The organism is Alteromonas sp. P256, from assembly GCF_036864455.1.
Taxonomy (GTDB): Bacteria; Pseudomonadota; Gammaproteobacteria; order Enterobacterales; family Alteromonadaceae; genus Alteromonas.
Window position 1 is genome coordinate 96,538 of record NZ_JAZETM010000011.1, and the last position, 22,282, is coordinate 118,819.

General features: G+C 42.9%; 23 protein-coding genes. 13 read left to right on the plus strand and 10 right to left on the minus strand.

Features of this window, described 5'->3' with window-relative positions; translation table 11 throughout:
- Positions 1-4: 4 nt before the first annotated feature.
- Positions 5-1,864 carry an alkaline phosphatase family protein gene (locus V7R39_RS15375; RefSeq protein WP_334031772.1) on the minus strand — a complete coding sequence of 620 codons (1,860 nt, stop codon included), beginning with the start codon at positions 1,862-1,864 and terminating at the stop codon, positions 5-7.
- Between the two features lie 336 nt (positions 1,865-2,200).
- Here V7R39_RS15375 and V7R39_RS15380 point away from each other — a divergent pair, with 336 nt between their 5' ends.
- A complete protein-coding gene (locus V7R39_RS15380; protein ID WP_334031773.1) occupies positions 2,201-3,319 on the plus strand; it encodes a hypothetical protein in 1,119 nt (372 codons plus the stop codon).
- 239 nt (positions 3,320-3,558) lie between these two features.
- Here V7R39_RS15380 and msrA read toward each other — a convergent pair whose 3' ends face one another.
- Entirely contained in the window at positions 3,559-4,104 is a 546-nt protein-coding gene (gene msrA / locus V7R39_RS15385) for a peptide-methionine (S)-S-oxide reductase MsrA (RefSeq protein ID WP_334031774.1), read from the minus strand.
- Between the two features lie 157 nt (positions 4,105-4,261).
- Between msrA and V7R39_RS15390 the strand changes: the two genes are divergently transcribed.
- The 3 genes from V7R39_RS15390 to V7R39_RS15400 all read left to right on the plus strand — a co-directional run bounded on the left by V7R39_RS15390 (position 4,262) and on the right by V7R39_RS15400 (position 7,009).
- The gene (locus V7R39_RS15390) at positions 4,262-4,657 is read left to right on the plus strand and encodes a thiol-disulfide oxidoreductase DCC family protein (RefSeq protein ID WP_032095557.1); all 396 of its coding nucleotides are present in this window, start codon (positions 4,262-4,264) and stop codon (positions 4,655-4,657) included.
- Positions 4,647-5,372 carry an SDR family NAD(P)-dependent oxidoreductase gene (locus tag V7R39_RS15395; RefSeq protein ID WP_334031775.1) on the plus strand — a complete coding sequence of 242 codons (726 nt, stop codon included), beginning with the start codon at positions 4,647-4,649 and terminating at the stop codon, positions 5,370-5,372. The genes V7R39_RS15390 and V7R39_RS15395 overlap by 11 nt, the downstream gene beginning before the upstream one ends.
- 215 nt (positions 5,373-5,587) lie before the next feature.
- On the plus strand, positions 5,588-7,009 hold the full coding sequence (locus tag V7R39_RS15400) for a sodium-dependent transporter (protein WP_334031776.1): 1,422 nt from the start codon (positions 5,588-5,590) through the stop codon (positions 7,007-7,009).
- Positions 7,010-7,229: 220 nt separating this feature from the next.
- On the opposite strand, the gene V7R39_RS15405 is transcribed toward V7R39_RS15400, so the two are convergent.
- The gene (locus V7R39_RS15405) at positions 7,230-8,057 is read right to left on the minus strand and encodes an NAD-dependent epimerase/dehydratase family protein (RefSeq protein ID WP_334031778.1); all 828 of its coding nucleotides are present in this window, start codon (positions 8,055-8,057) and stop codon (positions 7,230-7,232) included.
- 294 nt (positions 8,058-8,351) lie between these two features.
- Positions 8,352-9,152 carry a DUF2884 family protein gene (locus V7R39_RS15410; protein WP_334031779.1) on the minus strand — a complete coding sequence of 267 codons (801 nt, stop codon included), beginning with the start codon at positions 9,150-9,152 and terminating at the stop codon, positions 8,352-8,354.
- Between the two features lie 399 nt (positions 9,153-9,551).
- On the opposite strand from V7R39_RS15410, the gene V7R39_RS15415 reads away from it, so the two are divergent.
- A complete protein-coding gene (locus V7R39_RS15415; protein ID WP_334031780.1) occupies positions 9,552-9,743 on the plus strand; it encodes a hypothetical protein in 192 nt (63 codons plus the stop codon).
- Positions 9,744-9,832: 89 nt separating this feature from the next.
- Here V7R39_RS15415 and V7R39_RS15420 read toward each other — a convergent pair whose 3' ends face one another.
- The 3 genes from V7R39_RS15420 to V7R39_RS15430 are packed head-to-tail and all read right to left on the minus strand — an operon-like array spanning position 9,833 to position 12,909.
- Positions 9,833-11,101 (minus strand): mechanosensitive ion channel family protein, encoded by a 1,269-nt coding sequence (locus tag V7R39_RS15420; RefSeq protein ID WP_334031781.1) that lies wholly within the window; start codon positions 11,099-11,101, stop codon positions 9,833-9,835.
- Between the two features lie 3 nt (positions 11,102-11,104).
- The gene (locus V7R39_RS15425) at positions 11,105-11,998 is read right to left on the minus strand and encodes an acyltransferase (protein ID WP_334031782.1); all 894 of its coding nucleotides are present in this window, start codon (positions 11,996-11,998) and stop codon (positions 11,105-11,107) included.
- Positions 11,995-12,909 (minus strand): acyltransferase, encoded by a 915-nt coding sequence (locus tag V7R39_RS15430; protein WP_334031784.1) that lies wholly within the window; start codon positions 12,907-12,909, stop codon positions 11,995-11,997. Before V7R39_RS15430 ends, V7R39_RS15425 begins: the two co-directional genes overlap by 4 nt.
- Before the next feature lie 113 nt (positions 12,910-13,022).
- Here V7R39_RS15430 and fghA point away from each other — a divergent pair, with 113 nt between their 5' ends.
- Positions 13,023-13,865, plus strand: a complete 843-nt coding sequence (fghA, locus tag V7R39_RS15435) for an S-formylglutathione hydrolase (RefSeq protein ID WP_334031811.1) — start codon at positions 13,023-13,025, stop codon at positions 13,863-13,865.
- A gap of 139 nt (positions 13,866-14,004) precedes the next feature.
- Here fghA and V7R39_RS15440 read toward each other — a convergent pair whose 3' ends face one another.
- The 3 genes from V7R39_RS15440 to V7R39_RS17875 all read right to left on the minus strand — a co-directional run bounded on the left by V7R39_RS15440 (position 14,005) and on the right by V7R39_RS17875 (position 16,512).
- Complete coding sequence (locus V7R39_RS15440; protein ID WP_334031785.1) at positions 14,005-14,859, minus strand: nucleotidyl transferase AbiEii/AbiGii toxin family protein; 855 nt, start codon at positions 14,857-14,859, stop codon at positions 14,005-14,007.
- Positions 14,843-15,874 carry a type IV toxin-antitoxin system AbiEi family antitoxin gene (locus V7R39_RS15445; protein ID WP_334031786.1) on the minus strand — a complete coding sequence of 344 codons (1,032 nt, stop codon included), beginning with the start codon at positions 15,872-15,874 and terminating at the stop codon, positions 14,843-14,845. Before V7R39_RS15445 ends, V7R39_RS15440 begins: the two co-directional genes overlap by 17 nt.
- Before the next feature lie 479 nt (positions 15,875-16,353).
- The gene (locus V7R39_RS17875; RefSeq protein ID WP_438823554.1) at positions 16,354-16,512 is read right to left on the minus strand and encodes a pyocin activator PrtN family protein; all 159 of its coding nucleotides are present in this window, start codon (positions 16,510-16,512) and stop codon (positions 16,354-16,356) included.
- Positions 16,513-16,858: 346 nt separating this feature from the next.
- Between V7R39_RS17875 and dusA the strand changes: the two genes are divergently transcribed.
- The 7 genes from dusA (at position 16,859) to V7R39_RS15480 (ending at position 22,199) form a co-directional block, all read left to right on the plus strand.
- On the plus strand, positions 16,859-17,869 hold the full coding sequence (dusA, locus tag V7R39_RS15450; protein ID WP_438823555.1) for a tRNA dihydrouridine(20/20a) synthase DusA: 1,011 nt from the start codon (positions 16,859-16,861) through the stop codon (positions 17,867-17,869).
- Positions 17,870-18,062: 193 nt separating this feature from the next.
- A complete protein-coding gene (locus tag V7R39_RS15455; RefSeq protein ID WP_334031789.1) occupies positions 18,063-18,371 on the plus strand; it encodes a hypothetical protein in 309 nt (102 codons plus the stop codon).
- A gap of 613 nt (positions 18,372-18,984) precedes the next feature.
- Positions 18,985-19,653 carry a phage shock protein PspA gene (gene pspA, locus V7R39_RS15460; RefSeq protein ID WP_163107375.1) on the plus strand — a complete coding sequence of 223 codons (669 nt, stop codon included), beginning with the start codon at positions 18,985-18,987 and terminating at the stop codon, positions 19,651-19,653.
- A gap of 124 nt (positions 19,654-19,777) precedes the next feature.
- Positions 19,778-19,978 carry a PspC domain-containing protein gene (locus V7R39_RS15465; protein ID WP_334031791.1) on the plus strand — a complete coding sequence of 67 codons (201 nt, stop codon included), beginning with the start codon at positions 19,778-19,780 and terminating at the stop codon, positions 19,976-19,978.
- The gene (locus tag V7R39_RS15470) at positions 19,978-20,292 is read left to right on the plus strand and encodes a hypothetical protein (protein ID WP_334031793.1); all 315 of its coding nucleotides are present in this window, start codon (positions 19,978-19,980) and stop codon (positions 20,290-20,292) included. The genes V7R39_RS15465 and V7R39_RS15470 overlap by 1 nt, the downstream gene beginning before the upstream one ends.
- 155 nt (positions 20,293-20,447) lie before the next feature.
- A complete protein-coding gene (locus V7R39_RS15475) occupies positions 20,448-21,440 on the plus strand; it encodes a DUF2333 family protein (RefSeq protein ID WP_334031794.1) in 993 nt (330 codons plus the stop codon).
- A gap of 3 nt (positions 21,441-21,443) precedes the next feature.
- The gene (locus tag V7R39_RS15480) at positions 21,444-22,199 is read left to right on the plus strand and encodes a TIGR04219 family outer membrane beta-barrel protein (RefSeq protein WP_334031795.1); all 756 of its coding nucleotides are present in this window, start codon (positions 21,444-21,446) and stop codon (positions 22,197-22,199) included.
- Positions 22,200-22,282 lie beyond the last annotated feature (83 nt).

Consider the following 22,282-nt stretch of genomic DNA (forward strand, 5'->3'; position numbering starts at 1 on the left):
TTTGCTAGTCGTTATTTACAGGGGAGAATACTACCTCTTTCCCGTTACTCAACAAAGTTTTGCAGTGAACATCCTTACCTTTGTGTGAAATATTTAATACACCAATAGCACAGCCATTAAATAGTTCTTTATCGCCATTATAAGGCGGTCTCGCTTTTACCGACATGTTACGACGTTTTGTAAATACGTTCAGGGGCGACTTAGCACCGTAAAGAAGGCGGTTAAGTCTATCGAACCAAGTGATCAAGGTTTCTGGAAACGCATTTTTTAAGCCGCTACAAGTAAACTGGGTAATATGAGGGCTGTTGCGTCTAAATCGCAGCCGCACATCGTAAACAAACGAATAGTGCACGTCGCCAGATAGAATAATAAATTCAGGTGGTGTTTTGTAATGCCTGAAAATATTGAGCATCACGTTGGCCGTGCCTCTGTGTGCCATCCAGTTTTCAGCATCCACAGTTAATGCCTTGCCAAAAAAAGTGAACAGCTTTTGTATTGCTTCAATAATTTTCACCCCATAAATAGGAGCAGCAGACACAACGATAACGGCTTCTTTTCCAATGATAGAGTGTTGAAACTCGCAAAGGGCTTCCCAGTCCATAAGGCCTGAAGGCTTATTGAGACTAGATTCAGAGCGCCATCGCTGCGTGCGAGTATCCAATACCTCAATAGGGGGCGACGTATCGAGTCGATAATGCCATTCGCTGAAATCGAGCAGCTTATCAATGAATGTATCGTGTTCATTTAAATCGCTACTACTAAACATTTTTTGCGCATCGCCAATAAGGGAGGCCACTTTCTTAGGCGCATTACCCCAGCCCTGACAGAGCAAGTACCCAATAAGCGCGTTACCAATCATGCGCTTAGACAGCGGGTTAGCGTAAACTTCTTGCTCCCAACCGCGGGTTAAATTCCAATCGTCAGTGACATCATGATCATCAAATATCATATAGGTGGGTACATGAGCGAGTGCCCGTCTTACCGAAGGAAGCTGCTTCACAAAGCCGTCGATGACTTTTTGTTCTTTCTCAAAAGTGTCTCGGTACTGCTGAGGTATATGATTATTATCAATGTCAATCAATGGCCAGAGAGCGTCAGACCAAACTAAAAAATACATCGCGAGAATTTCAGCACTGCCAATAAGGTGGTTTTGTGCATTCACTGATGTGAACACAGGTTTCTTTTTCGCACCAAAAAAGAGAGATGATAATACGGTATTGGTCGCGATTTGTGGTAGCAACTGCTCGCGTTCGTAAAACCCATGCGAGTGCTGTGCGAGCTTTGCCGTGTTGCTAACAACGGCGCCCTCCAACCCTTCGTGGTACAGCCCAAGTAAGTCGCAGCAATGATGAATGGCCTTTAACATCGGGCCGGCCACGTCATCGGCATAAATCTGATCGCCAGTCATCAGCAATACATCTGGAAGTGATGAGCTGCCTGAAAGGCCTTTTTCAATGAGGTTATCTACTTGAGCGAGCGCATCGTCACCGTCAAAATGTGGTTTGCGGCAAGAGCCGTGTAAGATAGTTTCTGGCGTCTCGGTATAATGAAAACTTAAGCTATCTTCTGCGCTATACAGTAAACGCTGTTGCTCGATATGCCATTTTTTACTTGTGGCTTTATCGGTAAAGTCCAATTGATAATACACTCGTTCGCGATCGCTAAACTTGTGTGAAGCCGTTGCTGATAATAAATGGATGTAGGCGTATTGGCCCACCTGTACGCTTTCTTCAACACACTCAACCTCGACATTAACACCGCGTTGCATAAGGTGAATGGAAGGGGCACTAGGCAACGACGTCACCAACCAGATATGACAAGTATCCTCAGTAACCTTGCGAACGATTGGACCAGCTATAACCAATGGAAGGTCGGTTTGACGTTCTGTTCGATTGACTCGCTGAGATTCTAATTGGGAATCTAACTGAGAGTCTAATTGAGAGCCTAGCGTTGAAATAATTCATTCCCCTTAGTGATGACATCACATGCGTTGTTTCTTCGTACTTTACTCTTTTTTGTGTATAAACGGTATGCTCTATATACTCGCTTACAATTAATTCATGCTCGGCCAGTGCTTATCTTATGTTTAAGCCAGTGCATGATTCGTACTCTGAAAACGTGCGCCGTCTAACCTATTGTTTTTAGCCTGGCTCACTATGGTTTTGTACTGTAAACCACAGCCAAAAAAGGAACTATCTTGATGCTAAAACATGCGCTGCTTATCTGCGTTACTGCACTCATTATAACTGCATGTAGTGAGACAAAAGAGGTCATTATTACCCCTGAAAAAGAAGATTTGACCGTGATTACGGTGGGAAACTGGATAACGCAACAAAATGGCAAGGTGATGTTTGACCCACAAACATCTGGGTTGGTGGCGATTAACGATAGGCTTTTAACGATAGCAGACGCTAGCGCCAACAAAAGTCAGCAATTAAAGTTGCACAGCATAGACCCCGCGACATCAACGCTGCTGTCTTCAAGCAGTACCTTTTCTTTTTCAACCAAAGTAAGAAGAAGCTGCTTTTACAACTACCTAAGTGCCGAACCTGATTTAGAAGCACTCGCAGTAGACCCCAGAGACGCCAACGTTATTTACACCGTTACTGAAGATGCCACACGAACCGGTGCACTTAGCCCCCGCTGTGAGTCAAAATATAGCACTACGGGTTCAACCGATTACCCAACATTGCTAGTGCGTTTAGCGCGCAAAGCCAACGGCGACTTTGCAATGACCCATGTTCGTCCACTGCAATTTCCCGCATCATTTAACGTAGGCAACTTCCCAAATGACGGTATTGAAGGCATCGCGATGGACGCAGATGGAACCATGTATCTGGGGTTAGAAAAAGATATCGCAGGTCAGCCTCGTATTTTTAGCGTAAACGTTGATGACAACTTTTTTTCAACGACAGATTTTGCCGTAGTTAAAGAACCCGCGCTTTTATTACCTGAGTTTCCATCGGGCAATCACCCTATTAACGGATTGACGCTACACAAGGTTAATGACCGCGCTTTTCTGATTGCTGCGGCGAGAAACGATGACGAGTTATGGATAATAGATGTGATAGGTGAGCAACCTACACTACGAGTACCCGTTACCTTTATGGTGAAAGGTACAGAAGCCTGCGAAGATTACGTGATGGATAATGCGTCAATGGAAGGGCTCGTGACCCTAGAAAATACTCTGTGGATTATTAATGACCCATGGGAAAAGAATTACCTTAAAAATGCCTCTTGCAAAGCAGATGAGGAAAAGTACAAAGACCTGGCGCCGCTGTTATTCTCGGTGCCACTTAACGACGCTTGGTTTCAATAGCCGACGTTGGATTAAAAGCGGTGGATTAAAAGCGGTGGATTAAAAGCGGTAGATTAAATCAATTGATTGTCTAAGGTTGATGAATAGCGCGTAATAACAGCGGATGCATCAAAAGCGAAGGGTATCTAATTTCGCCAATCTTATAGATTTTGTGTAGCAATAAAAAAGGGGTAATGATTGCCCCTTTTATGTCTATTAAGCGTGTAGGTTATTAGACGGTTTAATTGTTAGACACTTATTTAAACGTCTTTTCGAAGTCGCGATGCAAATGTCTTTTTAAACTTTGCCAGTTTGGGTGCCAACACCATCGAGCAATACTGATTTTGCGGATTATTTTTGAAATAATCCTGATGGTAGTCTTCGGCCGGGTGATAATTGTTCACTTCTACCACCTCGGTTACGACGGGATTAGGCCAAATTTCTTCAGCGGTAATTTCAGCAATTATTTTTTCCGCTTCTTCTTTTTGCGCTTCGTTATGATAGAAAATCGCGCTTCTATACTGCGTACCCACATCATTACCTTGACGGTTAAGCTGAGTTGGGTCGTGCAGCGCAAAAAAGATTTCCAGTATTTCACGATAGCCAATGGTGTCTGCATCGAAGGTAACTTGCACCACCTCAGCATGTCCGGTACTGCCACCACAAACCGACTGGTAAGAGGGGGACGGCTCTTCGCCGCCGGCGTACCCCGATATCGCTTTTTCCACACCCTCAACGGTATTATACGCTGACTCTATGCACCAAAAGCATCCGCCTGCCAATGTGGCGACCTGTAAATTTGCCATGATTAAACCTCTCAATTTCAATAACTGTAGTGTGGGTTCCACCTGCGTCTAACTCAAGTCATCCAAGCATGTTTTTTTAGCGTATAAACGAATAACAAATACAAAAATACATACCGCGTGCGCTTTAGTACGTCTCCAATTAACTTGAGGTTTTGTAGTGATTATTTTTTATGATGGCTATTGTCCGCTTTGCATGACTGAAATGAAGCACTTGAGAAAGCGAGACAAGCACAATCGATTAACACTCGTTGACATACAAGAGCCAGATTTTAGTGAGCGTTACCCCACACTAGATTGGCATGCATTGAATGCAAGAATTCATGCACTTCGAGAGGATGGAACCTTGATAACTGGCTTAGATGTTACCCATGAAGCGTGGAAAGCAGTAGGCGTTGGTTGGCTTTATGCGCCTTTGCGTTGGCCAGGCATTCGCATTATTGCCGACGGGTTTTACAACATTTTTGCAAAACACAGATACACAATTTCTTATTTATTAACAGGCAAAAAGCGCAGCTGCGAGCGCTGTATACCAGGAGAGCCCAATGACAAGTAAAACACTAATAATTGGAGCCTCAGGCGGCATCGGTAATGCGTTAGTTAGTCGATTTGCAGATAATGGCGATGAGGTTATTGCGGTGAGTCGAAGTGGTTTTAAAGACAGTAATTGGCCTGACAATGTCACCGCGAAAGCCATTGCCGAGCATGATGAAGCAAGTATTTCTGCTTTTGTGGAGGAGTTGAAAAGCCAAGACGTCAAGCTTAATAATGTGGTTGTGACGACAGGCGTATTAAAAGACGACGACTTAGGAGTAAACCCTGAGAAGCGTTTAGAAGATATGAGCGAAAGCGCACTGGCTTCCTATTTTGCCGTGAATTCAATTATTCCTGCTCTGTGGCTTAAGCACCTAGTGAACATAATGGATAAAAGCCATGCCACTGTCGTTTGCTTAAGCGCTCGGGTTGGCAGCATATCTGATAATGGATTTGGTGGCTGGTATGGGTACCGCGCTTCTAAAGCTGCACTTAATATGCTGGTTAAAACCGCGTCCATTGAATACAAGCGTCGAGTGAAAAATGCCATGCTGGTGTGTTATCACCCCGGTACAGTAGACACCGAGTTGTCAAAACCCTTTCAGAAAAACGTGGCAGAGAAGAAATTGTTCACGCCAGCCTTTACAGCCGATAAGCTATTTACCCACGTATCTAAGCTAGATCGCGACCAACCTTGCCATTTTATTGACTGGGACGGTGAAGTGGTAACTTGGTAATACGCTTTGTTACTATTTCGTTGAGTCCAACATCAAGACTTTTTATTACACTGCTGTTACCATACTTTCTTGGGTATGGTGCAGCGTATTGATTGGCCTTGAGAGTCTACAATACTCTTAAATGGTCAGAACTACTGGGCGTTGACGCCGTTGCGAGTCATTTCAAAACATACCATCCTAATAAACATAACAATAACTCAACAAGAGGAAGGGATATGAGCGGGGCCAGAGAACAGTTCGGATCGCGCATAGGTTTTATTTTGGCAGCTGCAGGTTCTGCAGTTGGTATTGGTAATTTGGTTGGCTTTCCAGTAGGGGCAGCAAAAAATGGCGGGGGCGCATTTCTATTAATGTATGCCATATTCGTTTTTGCCATTTGCTTACCTGTGATGATGGCTGAAATGTCCGTGGGTCGTCATGCTAAAAAAGATCCATTGGGCGCCTACAGCGCAATTAGCAATAACAGTCCAAAGTGGAAGTTTGCAGGGTGGCTAGCCATTGCTACCCCATTTATGATTGCCGTGTTTTATATGGTGATCACCGTATGGATTTTCGGTTATTTATACGAAGCCGTGAGCGGTAATCTAGATCTGTTGGCTAACCCCGACACGTTTGGAATTTTCATCAATTCGCCGTCTATTTTTGCTTATATGGCAGTTGTTGTTGGCGTGGTTTATTTAATACTGCAAGGTGGTGTTAAAGAAGGGATTGAAAAAGCAGCGAAGCTGCTAATGCCAGCATTGTTCGTTATGCTTATTGGCTTAGTGATTTTTGTACTCACTCAAGACAATGCGATGGCGGGCGTTAAGTTTTACATCGTGCCTGATTTTTCTAAATTAAACGCGTCGGTGATAAATGGCGCGTTAGCACAAGCTTTCTTCTCACTATCACTAGGTATGGGTATTCTCATTACCTATGGGAGTTACATCGACAAAAAGTCGGACGTTCCTACTTCTGCGAAGCTTGTTGCGCTTATGGATACCGCTGTAGCGTTTACCGCCGGTTTGATGATCCTACCTGCAATATTCTCGTTTAACCCAGAGATTAACCCAGAGGACCTAAGCGAGTCGTCAGTAGGTATGATATTTACTTATCTACCCAGTATCTTCCTGGCATTACAAGAATCTATTGGTTATCTAGGCGCATCTGTAGTGGCTAGTTTATTCTTCTTGTTAGTGTTTTTTGCTGCAATTACCTCATTGGTCTCTATCTTTGAAGTACCCGTTGCTGCACTAATGGATGAGAAAGGGGTAAGTCGTAAGTGGGCTCTTACATCGCTGGGCAGCATCATGATTGTGTTAGCCATATTGAGCGCGCTGTCGTTCGGTAAAATCGACGTGCTGACAACATTTGTCAGTTACGCCGGTGCCGATAAATCCTTCTTTGACGTAATTATTGACGTTTTCTACGAAACTATACTACCCCTTAACGGATTGCTGATTTGCTTATTCGTTACCTATCGTTGGAAGACTGCAAATTTCAATGCTTCGCTAGAAGAAGGCAGCGATAGCTACAGAGGAAGTTGGTTTGAGAAATACGTCAACATTTCATTGAAAACCTTCATTCCGGTCATTTTGCTTGTTATTTTTGTTAACACGGTAGCGGTGAAGTATTTTAATTTTAGTCTGTTTGGTTAAATGCCATAGGTTACCCATACCTTTGCGCCCCCAAAAGTGTCAACGCTTTTGTGGGTTAGCCGATTAAAAGATAAAATTAACATCAAAAAAAGGGGGGAGCAGTTGCTACCCCCTTTTTAATTTGACGGTTCTGTCTTGAAATACGTTGGCAGTTTTTAGGACGGCATAGTCGTATTAAACGCCAGTGCTTCATCAATACATATTTATAAATACAGATTCATCAATACATGTCGTCTGGGTTTGCATAGGCCGGTGTAATATCAAGCGCCTGCCAGCTTGCACTAGCGTCTATTACCTTGCCCATTGCCTCAGATTCAGTATCTGAGAATAGTGGCAGAGGCAGGTTTAATGCTGATGCAGCGCGAGAATAGTATTCACCGCGTTTAGGGTGAAGTGCGCTACACAAGTGCAGTGTGCAATTGTGTGGGGGCGTTTCAATAACTGCGAGCAATCCCTTAACAACGTCGGCGATGTGCACTAGGTTAATTCGCTTATTACCCGCGGGTAACTCACGGCCGCTCAGTGAGCGCGCTGGGTGACGGTCTGGGCCCACTAAGCCTGCTAAGCGAAGCACGGTGTAATTCACCTTAGATGACAACGAGGCAAGATGTTCTTCAATGGCTACGTGTGCTTTTGCCGATGCAGTTTCCGGGGCAGTACTACTGGTTTCCGTGAGCGTTTGGTTAGTACTGTCACCATACACCGACGTGGTGCTTACAAAAATAATATGCGCCACGTTTGCCGCAACCGCATCGTTAATAAGGGCAATAACTTGCTGAGTGAAGCCGTCTAGCTGTGTGTTACGTCTACCCGGTGGAATGTTAATAATGAAGGTTGCATCCTGCATGTATTGGCATAGTCGTGAAGTGTCATCGCCAAGTGCAAACTTAATGCCTGTAATATTGTGCTCAGACATCTGCACCAACTTGTTGTCACTTCTGGTAGTGCCCACCACATGTGCGTTTATAGGGCTATCGCTACTTAATAACGCATTGCCTAAATAACCTGCCATCCAACCGTAACCGGTGATCACTATTTTTTTCTGCATTTGTTACGTATCCTTCATGCCTGTAATTAAGATGTTTGTATTTTAGCACTAGCGTCTAAGCCCTAGTTTACGTAGAAACTGTATCTTGACTATTAGTATATCAGGCAAAGAACGACTTACTCCATGCGTGTAGTGTTATAGCCGATTGGCGTAAAAGCAAAAAGCCGAACATATGTCTTATATGTTCGGCTTTGTCGGTTGGTGCTACCGTTATTTCACTAGCCCCTCGTGTCAGGATAGATGTTATCTATGTTTTACTAGGGCATACACATTTAGAAAAAGGTGTGGCTAAGCCTACATTTTCATCTCGCTGTGACTGCCTAAATCGATAAGGTTAAGTTCATCAAGCCCGGCAATAGAGGCTTGCATCTTAGACTCTGCATAATCTGCTTTTTTAAGAACGTCGCAAAGTGCCTCACCTTTTTCTTCTAAAGAAGCGGCTTTTGCTTCTAAACGATATTCCAAGTCTTCGCCAAAGCGTTCCATTTTCTGTTCAAACTCAGACATATCGCCTCCTTCCCACAGCATTTGTGTTCCAAGGGCGATAAGAATACGGCCCATTGATTCGCTGATTAAAGACTCTATCTGTGCTTCAAATTCGGCTTCCCAGCTTTCGTCAAACCAGCCAGGCTCATCAAACTGTGTGGAATCGATACGTATGTTGCCAGCATCATCATAAAACGAGCGAGCAAGCTTCTGGTCTAGAGAATCGAAGAGTGCTTGAAAATCACTGTCTAGGCCGCTATCGCTGCCAAGTAGCTCACCAAATACTTCGGTCACCGCTACACTGGCGACTTCTAAACCTTCGCTGGCAATAGTTAACGTCATGGGGATAGCAGTGTCGATATTATTGTAATAGTCGTTTACGTAAACTTGCTGCTCTTTATTAAGCGCTACCGACTCGCCGTTTATTGACAGTTCTCGGTTTGGATTGATGGTAAGTGTTGACCCATTTTCCATATTGACGGTGAGATTGCCTTGATAGTACTTAATCTGACCATCTAGCTCGATATCGCAACTATTGTCATGAGCTATAGCTTGGCCACTCAATAATGCTGTGGCAACAGTAACTGAAAGTAAAAACGTGTTCGACATTGTAAATTCCCTAATCGTGACGCAACGAAAATTAAACTGTGTATGGGTGAGCAAACGCTATATTGAGATAAATCGTAAATACCATAGTGAATCTAACTACCACCTACTCTTTTATATCTCTCGCGTTGTCTCTTCTTAAATCTATTTATCTTTGTTTATGGTTATAGATTTAGCAATGCTGATGCCATTTATTTAAAAGTAATACTTTCAATGGTTTATGAGTTTACGTTTTTTAGGGTTTAACGTGCTCCCTAAATTTTTGGCCAAAATAATAATAAAATAGTTATTTTGACTAAGATCAATCTTGTAGACAAAGTATAAAATTAAACCCCACTGTAATATGTTCAATAGGGTTTAATTAATGCATAATACTGCCAATTAATTTAAGGGGTTAACACAATGGCTGATTGGACTAATGCAATTATGTTCGGTGTTGCGCTAATTGCCTTTACGCTTGGGCTTAGCAGCATCATTATGGGCTTTACTACAGCGAAAGCGGGTGCTGAAGGTATGCAAGAAAAAGTAGAGTATGGCTTTTTCGGTGTTACTGGTTTGGTCATCTTCTTTTTGATGAGTTATGCACTGGCCTAACATCACGAACAAATAAAATGACCGGCACTATGCCGGTTTTTTTATCTTTCAATATTGCCTCTAGCGCAAACTTTTCACCAAGCGCGAGGCTACTCTGAGCCTCTGTTCACCAGTGCCCCTAAGTGGCTATCTCGTTGGTATGCTCTTAAATCAAAGGGCTCAAGCATAGCCATAACATGGTCAAAAATGTCAGCCTGTATTTTCTCATAATCCACCCAATCCTGTTTGGCGCTGAAGCAGTATATCTCAAGTGGTAGACCGAGCTCGGTAGGCGGCAACTGCCTTACCATTAGCGTGAGTTCTTGATGAATGTGAGGATGCTTTCTTAAGTAAGCCTCTAAATACGCGCGAAAGGTTCCAATATTAGTCAAACGTCTGCTGTTAAGTAAGTCTGACTCGTCAATTGAGTAGTCTTTGTGGTACGTCTGCAATTCGTTTTTCTTTTTCTCAATATAATCATTGATATAACGAATTTTGGAGAAACGTTCCAACATTTCATTGTCGCAAAGCTTTATTGAATGTACATCTAAGTGGATAGCGCGTTTAATTCTGCGTCCGCCAGACTCTTGCATTCCACGCCAGTTTTTTACGGCTTCTGTTGTTAAGCTATAGGTAGGTAAGGTTGAAATGGTTTTATCCCAGTTTTGAACCTTGACATTGGTGAGCCCGATTTCTTTGATTTCACCGTCAACTTCGTACTTTTGCATTGAGATCCAATCGCCTGTATTGAACATGCGATTTGCCGCAATTTGAATGCCGGCGACAAAACCTAAAATGGTATCTCTGAATATTAAAAGTAGAACGGCAGCAATAGCGGTGAGGCCTGAAACAATGAGCAGGGGGCTTCTGTCTACAATCAAGGAAATACTCAGCAATATAGCAATAATGGCAAAACCGAGTTTTGTTACCTGAATAAAGCCAGTAATAGGAGCGCGTTTTGCTAGGGCAGATGTGTTGTACACATATTCGACTGTGCTCAGTAAGGCGTATAATGCAAGTAACGCACTGTAAAGCATGTAAAGCTGCGAGCTTTTCACCATTAGACCAAGAAAAACAGCACCTTCATCAATGAGCACGGGCGCAGTGATATAAATAAAAATAGCTGGAAACAAATGCATCAAGCGTCTAAAGAAGCCGTATTCTTGTAGTGCGTTGTCCCACACATTATCTGAGCGATAAACCCAACTGGCTATTTGTGGCCGAATGAGCAAGCGTGCGATAACATAAAGAATTGCAGAGACAAGTAAAATACTGCTTCCTGCGAGCACGTTATAAAACGGTTCATCCGTAGTAAGATTCGGAAATACATCGTGTACTAAGTGCACAAAGGTGTCGCGAACAGTGGTAGTAACTTCCATCGATCAAGACTCCAAAAGATTTTTGATACGTGAGTCTTTTTCTTTCCACAGATCGTTTAACCAATTTTGGAAATAAAGACGGAATTCTGATTCATTGCGCGTTGAGTGCTGTTGCAATTCTGGAACCGAAACGACGTTTACGTCAATGACAATCTTGGTCATGGTGCCGCACAGCATTGCCATCATAGGGTGCTTCTTATTGTGTGGGTATAGCAGGGAAATATCTAAAACGTTAGTAAATAATTCACCCATGGCAGCTAGCGTAAAGGAAACGCCCCCCGCTTTTGCTGGTAATAAATGTGTATAGGGGCTTTTCTTTAATGCGTGCTTCTGCGGGGTAAACCGAGTGCCTTCAACAAAGTTAATGACCGTAGTGGGCACGGTTTTAAATTTTTCGCAGTAGGCTTTGGTTGTTTCTAAATCTTTACCTTTCTTATGCGGATTTTTCTCAATGTACGCACGAGTATATCGGCGCATAAAAGGCATATCTAACGCCCATGCGCCTAAGCCCACAAAGGGCAGCCAAATTAGTTCTTTTTTCAGGAAGAACTTGGGCGCGGGAATACGCTTAGTAGCAAATTCAATAAGCAAAATTATATCGAGATAGCTAAGGTGGTTAGCAATGATTAAATACCACCTGTCTTTAGTGAGCTCGCCATGCACTGCATATTCGATGTCGACGTTGTTAAAAAGGCGAATAAGTAAAACGCTTAAACGACCAAAACTAAACATTAAGCCGTGCATCACACTATTCCACATAGTTCTAATTTTGCCATTAGGCAGTAATAGTTTTACCAGCCCCAACGCGATAATAAGGCCACCCCAAAAGGCTAAATTGAGTAATTGCAGTGTGATATGAATTACAAAGGTAATGGGAGCGAGAATATTACGGATCATAAAGGCTTCTGCGTTGCGTTTAATTCTTCTAATAGGTTGTCTTTTGCTTGCCAGCGTTCATTGAGCCACGCTTGAAAACGGACTCGAACATCAGGGTCGTCAAAGTAAGTGTCTTGGAATATGCCACTGTCCATAATCTCTTTAATAGGCATAACGCTAATATTGACACGAATATCGCGCACTTTACCGCTTACAAAATCCCAAAATGTGGGCACGCCACCAGGATAGTCGATAGTGACATCAATGAGTTTGTGCAGTTGCTCTCCCATTGCCGAAAGTACAAATGCAATGCCGCCAGCTTTTGGTTTTAATAAATGCGCAAACGGCGACGCCTGTCTGTCGTGTTTGGACAGCGTGAAACGAGTACCCTCTACGAAATTCATAATACTCACCGGCTTAGAGCGAAATTTTTCGCACGCTTTGCGAGTAGTTTCCATGTCCTTACCTTTTAAGTGAGGGTGCTTAGCCAAAAATGACTTTGAATATCTGCGCATAAATGGAAAATCAAGGGCCCACCAGGCCAAGCCTAGAATAGGTACATAAATAAGTTCTTTTTTGAGGAAAAACTTTAAAAATGGAATTTTGCGGTTGAAAACCCGTTGAAGAACAAGAATATCTACCCACGACTGATGATTCGCAGTTACTAAATACCAATCGTTACGAGTAAGTTGCTCTAAACCTTTAACGTGAAAGGTAGTGCCGCTGCTTATACGCTGGTTAATGTTATTGACGCCAATCCACGCTGTTGCACAGGTATCGAGAAGATACGAGATAAAGCGTCGCCACTGCGCCACTGGGATAAGTTTAAATACCGATAATACGATAATAGGTGTAGCCCAAATTACCGTGTTAACAAAATAGAAAATAACAGAAATCGTGCCGACAATATGATGCAATAGTGCTTTAACCATTGTACTTACCTCAAAATTTAGGCGCTTAGTGTAAACGAACTTGATCTAAAATCCGATAGAGCCTTTACTGATTCGTCGATAAAGGTACAAAAATCATGAATAAAGGAGCGGTAATGAAGCTTATCAGCGAAAACAGAGCATTTGGAGGCACCCACCTTCGTTATAGTCATCCGTCAGAGTCAACGAATTGCGAAATGACGTTCGCCATATTTTTACCGCCATTCGCCAGTAAAGAAAAGCCAGTGCCGGTGCTGTATTGGCTATCGGGGCTAACGTGTACTGATCAAAACTTCATGCAAAAAGCGGGCGCTATGAAATTGGCGAGTGAGCTTGGTATGGCAATTGTCGCGCCAGATACCTCTCCCCGCGGGGACGGCGTTCCCGACGATGAAAATGGTTCCTACGATTTTGGACTAGGAGCTGGCTTCTATCTCGACGCCACACAAGCGCCTTGGAATAAACACTACAACATGTATTCTTACATTACCGATGAGCTTCCAGCGCTGGTTGAGAACAATTTTCCGGTAACGAAGGAGCGCGCACTTAGCGGTCATTCAATGGGCGGACATGGCGCCTTGGTTATAGGTATGCGAAACCCTAATCGATTTGTGTCGGTATCTGCATTTAGCCCTGTGGCAAATCCTACTGAGTGCGAATGGGGTAAAAAAGCATTTAGCCATTATCTTGGTGAGGATACCGAGCAGTGGAAAGCATACGACTCAGCTTTGTTGCTAGCAAGTAAGACCCACAGTATTCCATTGCTAGTAGAGCAAGGGACAAGCGATGAGTTCATGCAGGAGCAGCTTAAACCTCAAGCCTTAGTGCACGGTGCTCAGCAATCTGACACACAGCTTACGCTCAATATGCATGAAGGGTACGACCACAGTTATTTCTTTATTGCGTCCTTCATTGAAGATCACCTTGAGTTTCACGCGGGCCACTTAGGCTTAATCTAAAGTTGCTTTAAAGGCGTCGGCCTTTCTCCGGCGCCTTCTTATTTTTTCACCGCTCATAACTGTTGTTAATTTGTTGTATTCTCATGGTGTTCCTCAGGATAACTAAACCGACGTCTATATCCAGGAACAACCAATGGTTTTATCCTCCATTTAGCCTATCTTTTATAATTTCGATGAGTATGTTGGTTTCGTCATAATCTGCGACAGTGTACTTTGTTATATCAACCTTCATGCGCTCTAAGACTCTATTGTTGTTTAGCAAAGCCTGCGTTATGTAGGTCATAGTTTTCTCCTTCGCAATGTCCGTGACTTCGTCCCCCAACAACATTGCAGTGGCATTCATAATGTCGTAATCCTGCGTATCCATATAATCTTGTTCGTAAAGCGCATCTACAACCGCAGGAATCTTGCTGTAGTGTTTTATTACATAGTAGATATCAATGGCGTCTTTTCCCTGATACTCGCGACCTCGTTCAGTCCAAGCGATAAGTTTCAGTAACAATATTCCTGCCGGAGATGCTACTTTTACGCTAATTTTGGGGCTCTTTATGAGGGTAACGTTCCAAGCGTTTTGATAAACTTCATCGAACCCTAGCACGCTCATGACAAAATCTTGTTTTGGCGGCCAAGCAATCTGGTCGTTATCGTCACTGACCCCACCAAACGGAATCAGATCGATCTCCCAGGGCAAGCCGTCACTGTCAGTCGTGTTTAGTTGATGTGCCTTCTTCGAGTGCGGTGTAAATCCCGCTTCTATCAGTGCAGTTCGTAACACTTCGTAATGCTCCCAATTTTGCACTTCGATACCAAAGTCCACATCTTTCGTACCGCGCTCGATAGCAGCGTTATAGCTGTGAACCAAGATAATATCCCGTGCAGTAGCCCCTACAATTAGCAACGGAACACTTAGCTCTGCGGCAATACCGTGGATTTGACTATATACCTCGACAAGCCCTGTGGGCAGTTTTTCGGATACATCAAGCGAGGTGGTCATGGTAGATCCTTTTGGCAGTTTCAAGGTTGCGAGGGTCATCGCTGTTGAGTAGTTCAGCATAGACTAGCAATGGCGCGATATAGCCAGGTAACTCACCCCTAATTTTATCGATTCCCACAGGCGGCTCTACAATTTTCAGTATATTAACGTCTGTCTCTTCAGCACGTATTCGGCGTAGCCTGAACGTTTTTAATAGGGCTTTATGTGCTTCAGTATCAGCATATATGTGATATGTTTTGGGGGTAAGGTAATGAGTATAGGCATCGGCGGCGACCTCTCCGCCCCAGAGTGCTCCGTACTTATCTAGCGGTGCGTTACGAAGCTGCTCAATATTCTGAGGAACATATAGCTTTTGCTCCAGTTTTGCTTCCATGTTGTGTGGATAAGCGTCCAGCCATCGCGTTAGAAGCAGATCTTTTTCGTTGAGGACGAGTCCCTTTTTCCCTTTTTCGAGAATAAATGTGAGTTGTTTAAGGTCATCTAAAACTTGTTTTACCGTGCCTAAAGCAATTTCAGCTTGCTCCGCAAGTACCCGCATTGGCTGATTAACAAGCTCAGGCTTCAATAACAACATCATGACCAGTTTCATGCCTTTAGGTTGAAACGCCTTTCCTGTTAGCTTTCTCGCGTGTTGTATTTGATGCTCTTGAGGTGGTTTCTTGCCTCTAATATCGATATAAAAGGGAGGTATGTTGAGGTGCGCATTGCCTGCCATATCGAGATAATCGATTTGTAACTCCCGACAAAGCTCGGCAATGTTCTCATTGATATAGGTTGTGACTATAAGTGTTTTTTTGTTGTTAAAAACTATTTTTTCTAGTTGAAGCTTGTGTAGTCTGTGGCGAGTAAGCCCCTCCTTTTCTTCCACACACCAAGTATGTTTCTGGTTTCCGTGAGTGATCGTCAGCTGTCCGTCCGTATCCTCAGCATTTCGGGCATTGTGATGCGTATAAGTGACATTTAGCTTGGTATTCGCGGCTAATAGTTTCGCAGCTTCAGCTAGTAAGTTATCCATTTGTTCATTTATCTCTTATGTTCACTATTATTGAACGGTACGAAAAAATGAACAATATTGCAATTTTTGTTCATTATTCTTGAGCGTTCACTTTTTTTGAACGTTGGCTTTTAATGAACAAGAAGACATCCATGTCCAACATTTTTTAGGGGAGAAAGGGAGCCGCTAGAAACTCTAGCAGGAGTTTTCGCTCTTTTTCCTCAAACATGTATGCAGCTTCAATATACTTGAATGCAGCAATATCTTTCTCATCTTGCGTCCATACCGCTTTAAAAAAGCGGAAAAGAAGGCGCTAATTTTGGTTCATGTAAACCTTGCTATCATCAATAAGTGTGAGTTCGCTGAGCGAACCATTGAAATGCCAAAATTTGGCGAGCTTGGGGTAAGAGGAAATCATTGCTTCAAACGCTTAATTAAGCATTCATGGAAGAGTAGTGTCACTATCGTTTCCCTCTTGCAGAGACCAATTTTTGTGCACATTATTTGTGCGAATTCATAGCTTTCTTACGTTTTTTCTCAAGCAAAGCGCTGAGCCCATCAACATGTACCAAGTACGGGCTGCTCTGAGGGTTGCCAAGTCGAAAGATATTGAGTTCGATGTCGGCAGCTTTAACTTGCTTGATAGCGGTGTCGTGGATACTTCGATGTACTTTTCCACTTCAATGCACCGGTCTTATTTTGAAATATTTTCGATTTTGAAAAAGTAATAACCCCTGACTCTTTGTTTCTTACTCTCACACTATAGGCATTGATATTTTTTCTCGTTGTCTTAGTAATGCTATAATATGCTATCTTATTTTCTGCCTAAAAACTTGGACCCCAAAAAGACTCTTTTTGGACCCCGATACAGTGAAAATAAGGAATTAAAGGGATAAATACCGCACTTGGCATTTACTCAAGAAGTTAAATATTATCTATATGAAACATGGGCTTAAATTGAATACTACTGTTCAAACTCTTGACCGCAGGTTCTCTGTCGCTCCAATGCTGGATTGGACAGACAGACACTGTCGCTATTTCTTACGATTGTTCTCAAAGCACACTCTGCTGTATACCGAAATGGTAACGACGGGGGCTATTATCTTTGGAAAGGGAGACTACCTTGGTTTTAATACCGAGGAGCATCCTCTAGCGCTGCAGCTTGGAGGGAGCGACCCAACTGACATGGCACGATGCGCGGTGTTGGCTCAAGAACGCGGGTACGACGAAGTGAATATTAATGTAGGGTGCCCGAGTGATAGAGTAAAAAACGGCAGTTTCGGTGCGTGTTTGATGGCGCAGCCGGATGTGGTGGCCGATTGTGTAAAAGCCATGCAGGCCGAGGTCGATATCCCAGTAACGGTGAAGTGTCGTATTGGTATTGATGATATGGATGAGGACGAAGATTTTGCTCGCTTTATCGATATTGTGGCAGGGGCTGGTTGCGATACTTTTATTGTACATGCAAGAAAGGCATGGCTTCAGGGGTTAAGCCCTAAAGAAAATCGTGAAATTCCGCCGTTAAATTATCCGCGAGTCCATCGCATAAAAGAAACCCATCCTGAACTATCAATCAGCATAAATGGCGGTGTAAAAACCTTAGCCGATACCAAAACACAGTTGGAAAGTGTTGACGGTGTGATGATTGGCAGGGAGGTGTATGCAAACCCGTATATTATGGCTAACGTCGATACTGAAATATTTGGTGATGCGAATGCGATAAATATTTCACGTCGCGAGGCTGTATTTAAAATGCAGCAATATATTGAGAGCCACATTGAGCGTAAAGAAGATGCCTACTTCAAACCGTGGCACGTAGCGCGCCATATGCTCGGTTTATTTCAAGGGCAAGCTGGTGGCCGAATTTGGCGCCGTTATTTAAGCCAAAACGGCACCGGAAAATCACCTGATCCTGATTTGCTAATGAATGCGTTGAGTGCCGTAGAAGCTGCACAGCGAGAATTGGACGAATACAATAGCCAAAGAAATAGTCAAAGCAGTGGTCAAAAAAGCTAACAGGTTAGTGTCTTTGACTAAAGTTTAATATTTGCTCAATATGTTTTTTCAGTCAGCTTAATATTTATTTTCTATTTTAAGTATACAAATCATTGCTTTAACCTGATTTTAAGAAGTTGGCACACCTCTCGCTATATGTCTTATATCGCAACGACAACGTGTTGTTGTACTGACAAGACTTTCGAGGGAAATTATGAAAACTACACTAATCGCAGCAACTTTACTTTCAGCAAGCATGGCAAGCGGTGCAGCTAGCGCGCAAGAGTCAGTGCTCAATTCGTTGTTACAAAACATGGTTACTACCGCAGTGACGATGACGACAAACGAGCTATCTGCAGATGTTTATCAATCAGTGGCCAGTACGTCGTATCATTTTGAGTTAGACGGCACCAATACCCAACATATGGGAAGTGTGAGCGTTACCGACATCGCCTCGAACAAGAAAGAGTCAGACTCCGCCGATTCTTTAGAAAAAGATAGCGATGAAAAAGATGCTGAATAAGCACGAACAACGATAAAATTTACAAATTTTTAAAAGCGCCTGTTGGCGCTTTTTTCGTTTTTGCTCATGTGCCTAAAAGCTTGCATTTGAGGGAGCAGTAAACACTTGTACCCATACCAACTACTGATACCTTTACCATGCCCTTTTATCCGACCTTGTTACCCAAAAACTGTGCCTCAGCGAGTTGTCTATTTCAAAACGCAGCGTCTACATTTAACACTCGATCACAAATCGAGTTCACATGAAAATATCTATTTTTTACTGCCTACTTTAAATCGAGCAGAGCAAGAACATTACTTAAAAGAGTGTGGCGAAATTAACAAGCTGGATGGCGAAAAAGACTAAATTATAGTTCCATGATTATTTTTAAAAATAGTAATCAACGGTGTCTTTTTATAAAAGGCATATTTATCAATGTATTAAAGGTTTGGCACGTCTATTGTAATACCTATATGAGTAAAGCGTTAGGAGAGTGTGATTACAAGTGGAGCGGTTCCCCAATTAATTACAGTGTCTAACCACAGTTTCAAAAATGAAATAGAGAAGTCAGCGTCGTATCAATCTTGATAGTTAATTGCTGATAACTCGCCAACATCTTTATGGAGAGATAATTATGGGTATGTTTTCAAGAATTAACGATATTGTTCAGGCCAACATCAATGCAATGCTAGACAAAGCAGAAGATCCTGAAAAAATTATTCGTCTCATCATTCAAGAGATGGAAGAAACCTTGGTAGAAGTGCGTACTGACGCGGCTCGATATATCGCGCAACAAAAAACGTTAGCGCGTCAAATGGACAACACGAATAAAGAAATTGCTAGCTGGCAGGGTAAAGCGCAGCTTGCAATGAATAACGACAAAGAGTCTCTTGCAAAAGCAGCCTTGGTTGAAAAGCAAAAGTACGTGGCTAAGTTATCCTCGTTGCAGGAACAAGAAGCGCACTTAGCTGAGAGTATCGAAAAAATTCAACATGATACTTCTCGCCTCAATGCCAAAATGGCAGAGGCCAAAGCGAAACAAAAAGTGCTCATTCAACGCAAGCACTCTGCTGAAACCCGTTTAAAAGTGAAGCAGGCTGATCACGAAAACAAAATTGATGATGCCATGTCTCGCTTTGAAAACTACGAACAGCGTATCGATTATCTTGAGGCGCAGGTTGATGCATACGACCTTACTAAATCAGGTGAAGCGGCATCACTATCGGCAGAGTTTCAGGCGCTAGAAGCGGATGAGTCGATTGAACAAGAGTTAGCGGAACTTAAGAGAAACAAAGTAGCTTAAGCGTTAATAAAAGTAGCTTAGGCGTTAAACAAGCGCCTAATGTTTTAGGCGCAGTCGCTAAGTTCTTTCTAATAGTAAAAGAAATAGTAAAAGCTAAGTAAATAAAAGATTGTTGGAGAAAATCATGAAATTGTCATCACAAAAACGTATTTATAGAGATTTGGATTCAGGTGTTATTTCGGGCGTGTGTGCAGGCGTTGCGCGTTACTTTGATATTGACGCAGTCTGGGTACGTGGCGCTGCAGTGGCAGCCCTGGTTTTCATGCCTGCAATTATTTTGCTTGCGTACTTTGCTGCAGTCATTTTACTGCCGAGATTAGCGTAATGAAAAATTTTCTATTGGCATTGTTTATTGCCATAGTGCTGATGAATTGTCTCGGCAGTGTGGTGGAGGATGCATTAGGAATGCATTTAGTGATGTCAGATGAATTGCTGAGTCCTTGGGAGAATATAGCGGTGTTTTCTGCAGTGGGTACTGTGGTGCTCGCTCTTGGCGCGGTATTATTTGCACTGTTGTTGGCAGGTGTAAGCGCGTTTTGGCCAATCATCCTTATCGCAATTGCGCTATATGCATTGAAAAAGCGTAATACTGCAGCGTACGCGCGGAAAAGTGAGCATAATATGTACCACACGTTATAGTTATCATAAATCGAATTTAGTTGTATTCAGGTACTAAAAAGTGGTCATATAGAGTATGCCCATTAATAGGGTTAGTATTTCTCTCGTCATTATAAAGATTCAAACAGCTGACTCAGGTCAGCTGTTTTGTGTAAAAAAGGAAGGTTGGTGTTTATATGAGACAATCAATTAACGCGAAACGGATAGCGATTGTCGCTGTGCTACTTGTTATTATATTTTGGCTTATAGGATGGTACTGGAGCTTATCGCCTGATACTTATGATATTAAAGACCGCTTGAAAACATCCTCTACCGTAGAAAATCCAACCCAAATTGCCGGTTATACTATTACCACCGCAATGATTGACGTATCAGAAACCTTGCTCGACAAGCCAGGCGGTTACTTGTCTAACGACGTTATTCCTCCCGGTGTTCTGCTCGATAATATGCCGGCTTGGGAATTCGGCGCCTTGGAAATGATCCGCGACTTGGCGCTATCCATGCGCAAAGACTTCAGCCGTTCTCAGTCTCAATCAATGGAAAACCCATATTTAACGAAGGCACACCCTAAATTTAATATGGATCATAAAAGCTGGGCACTGCCTTCATCAGAGTCGAGCTACGCCGACGGTATTGCACTTCTTAAGCAATACAGAGAAGAGTTAGCGAGCACGCGAAACAGCAATAGCCAGTTTTACACCCGCGCTGATAATTTACGAGAGTGGTTAAAGCAAGTAGAAAAACGATTAGGAAGTTACTCACAAAGGTTAAGTGCTAGCGTTGGATCTGCTAGACTTAATACTGACTTGGCGGGTGACAGTAACGCTCGCCAATCTACACCAGTGGCAAATCAAAGTGTGGTGAAAACTAGCTGGTGGAAGTTAGACGATAATTTTTATGAAGCACGTGGTGCATCGTGGGCTTTACTGCATTTTTTAAAGGCCGTCGAGATAGAGTTTCATGACGTGCTGGAAGATAAAAATGCGTTAGTCAGTATGCAGCAAATTATTCGAGAGTTGGAGGCTACACAGCAGTCAGTGTTTAGCCCAATGATTTTAAATGGAAGCGGTTTTGGCATGTTAGCTAATCATTCATTGGTAATGGCTAACTATATTTCTCGCGCCAATGCAGCACTTATCGAAATATCTGAACTTCTTAATCAAGGATAATGAATGAAAAAGAGTCTTTTAGCCGCCGCACTAGGATGCGCACTAGTATCTGTATCTTCACACGCTGATACTATCGCTGGAGTTTATGTAGGCGCTCAGGCATGGCAAACCGACACGTCAGGCGGCTTTGCCGATACTAACAATACGGCAAACTTTGGCTTCGACGATGAAACCAATTCGTCAGTATATATCGCTTTAGAACATCCGGTTCCGTTTTTGCCGAATGTTAAGATAAACCAAACAACCCTAGACAATTCAGGTGTAACAACCCTCGACTCCAACTTTACGTTCGACGGTCAGCTGTATACAGCAAACAGCGAAGTTGCTACAGATGTTGACCTAACCTCTACCGATCTTATTCTTTACTACGAGTTGTTCGATAACGACTTGGTCAGTTTCGACTTAGGTATCAATGCAAAATACATCGATGGTGCATTGCTAGTAAACGATAGAGCAAGTGCGACGCAAGGGTCTGCAGATTTCTCAGGCATTGTGCCAATGGCTTATTCAAAAATTCAGGTTGGATTGCCGTTTACTGGCTTATCTGCATACGCAGAGGGAAGCTACCTGTCTTTTGACGACCATGAGTTAAGTGATTATCAAGTGGCTGTTGCCTATTCTTTTATCGAAAGTATTGCCATAGACATGACGGTGCAACTAGGTTACAGAAATGTCACAGTTGATATTGAAGACTTAGACGATGTTTATGCCGACATGGAGTTTGACGGCGTATTTGCTGGGCTAGAGCTACATTTCTAGTCTTTGTAACAGGTATTAATGAAGGCGCTTCTGCTACGCAGATTGCGCCTTTTTTATTTCAATAATGCTTTTAAGCACATTCA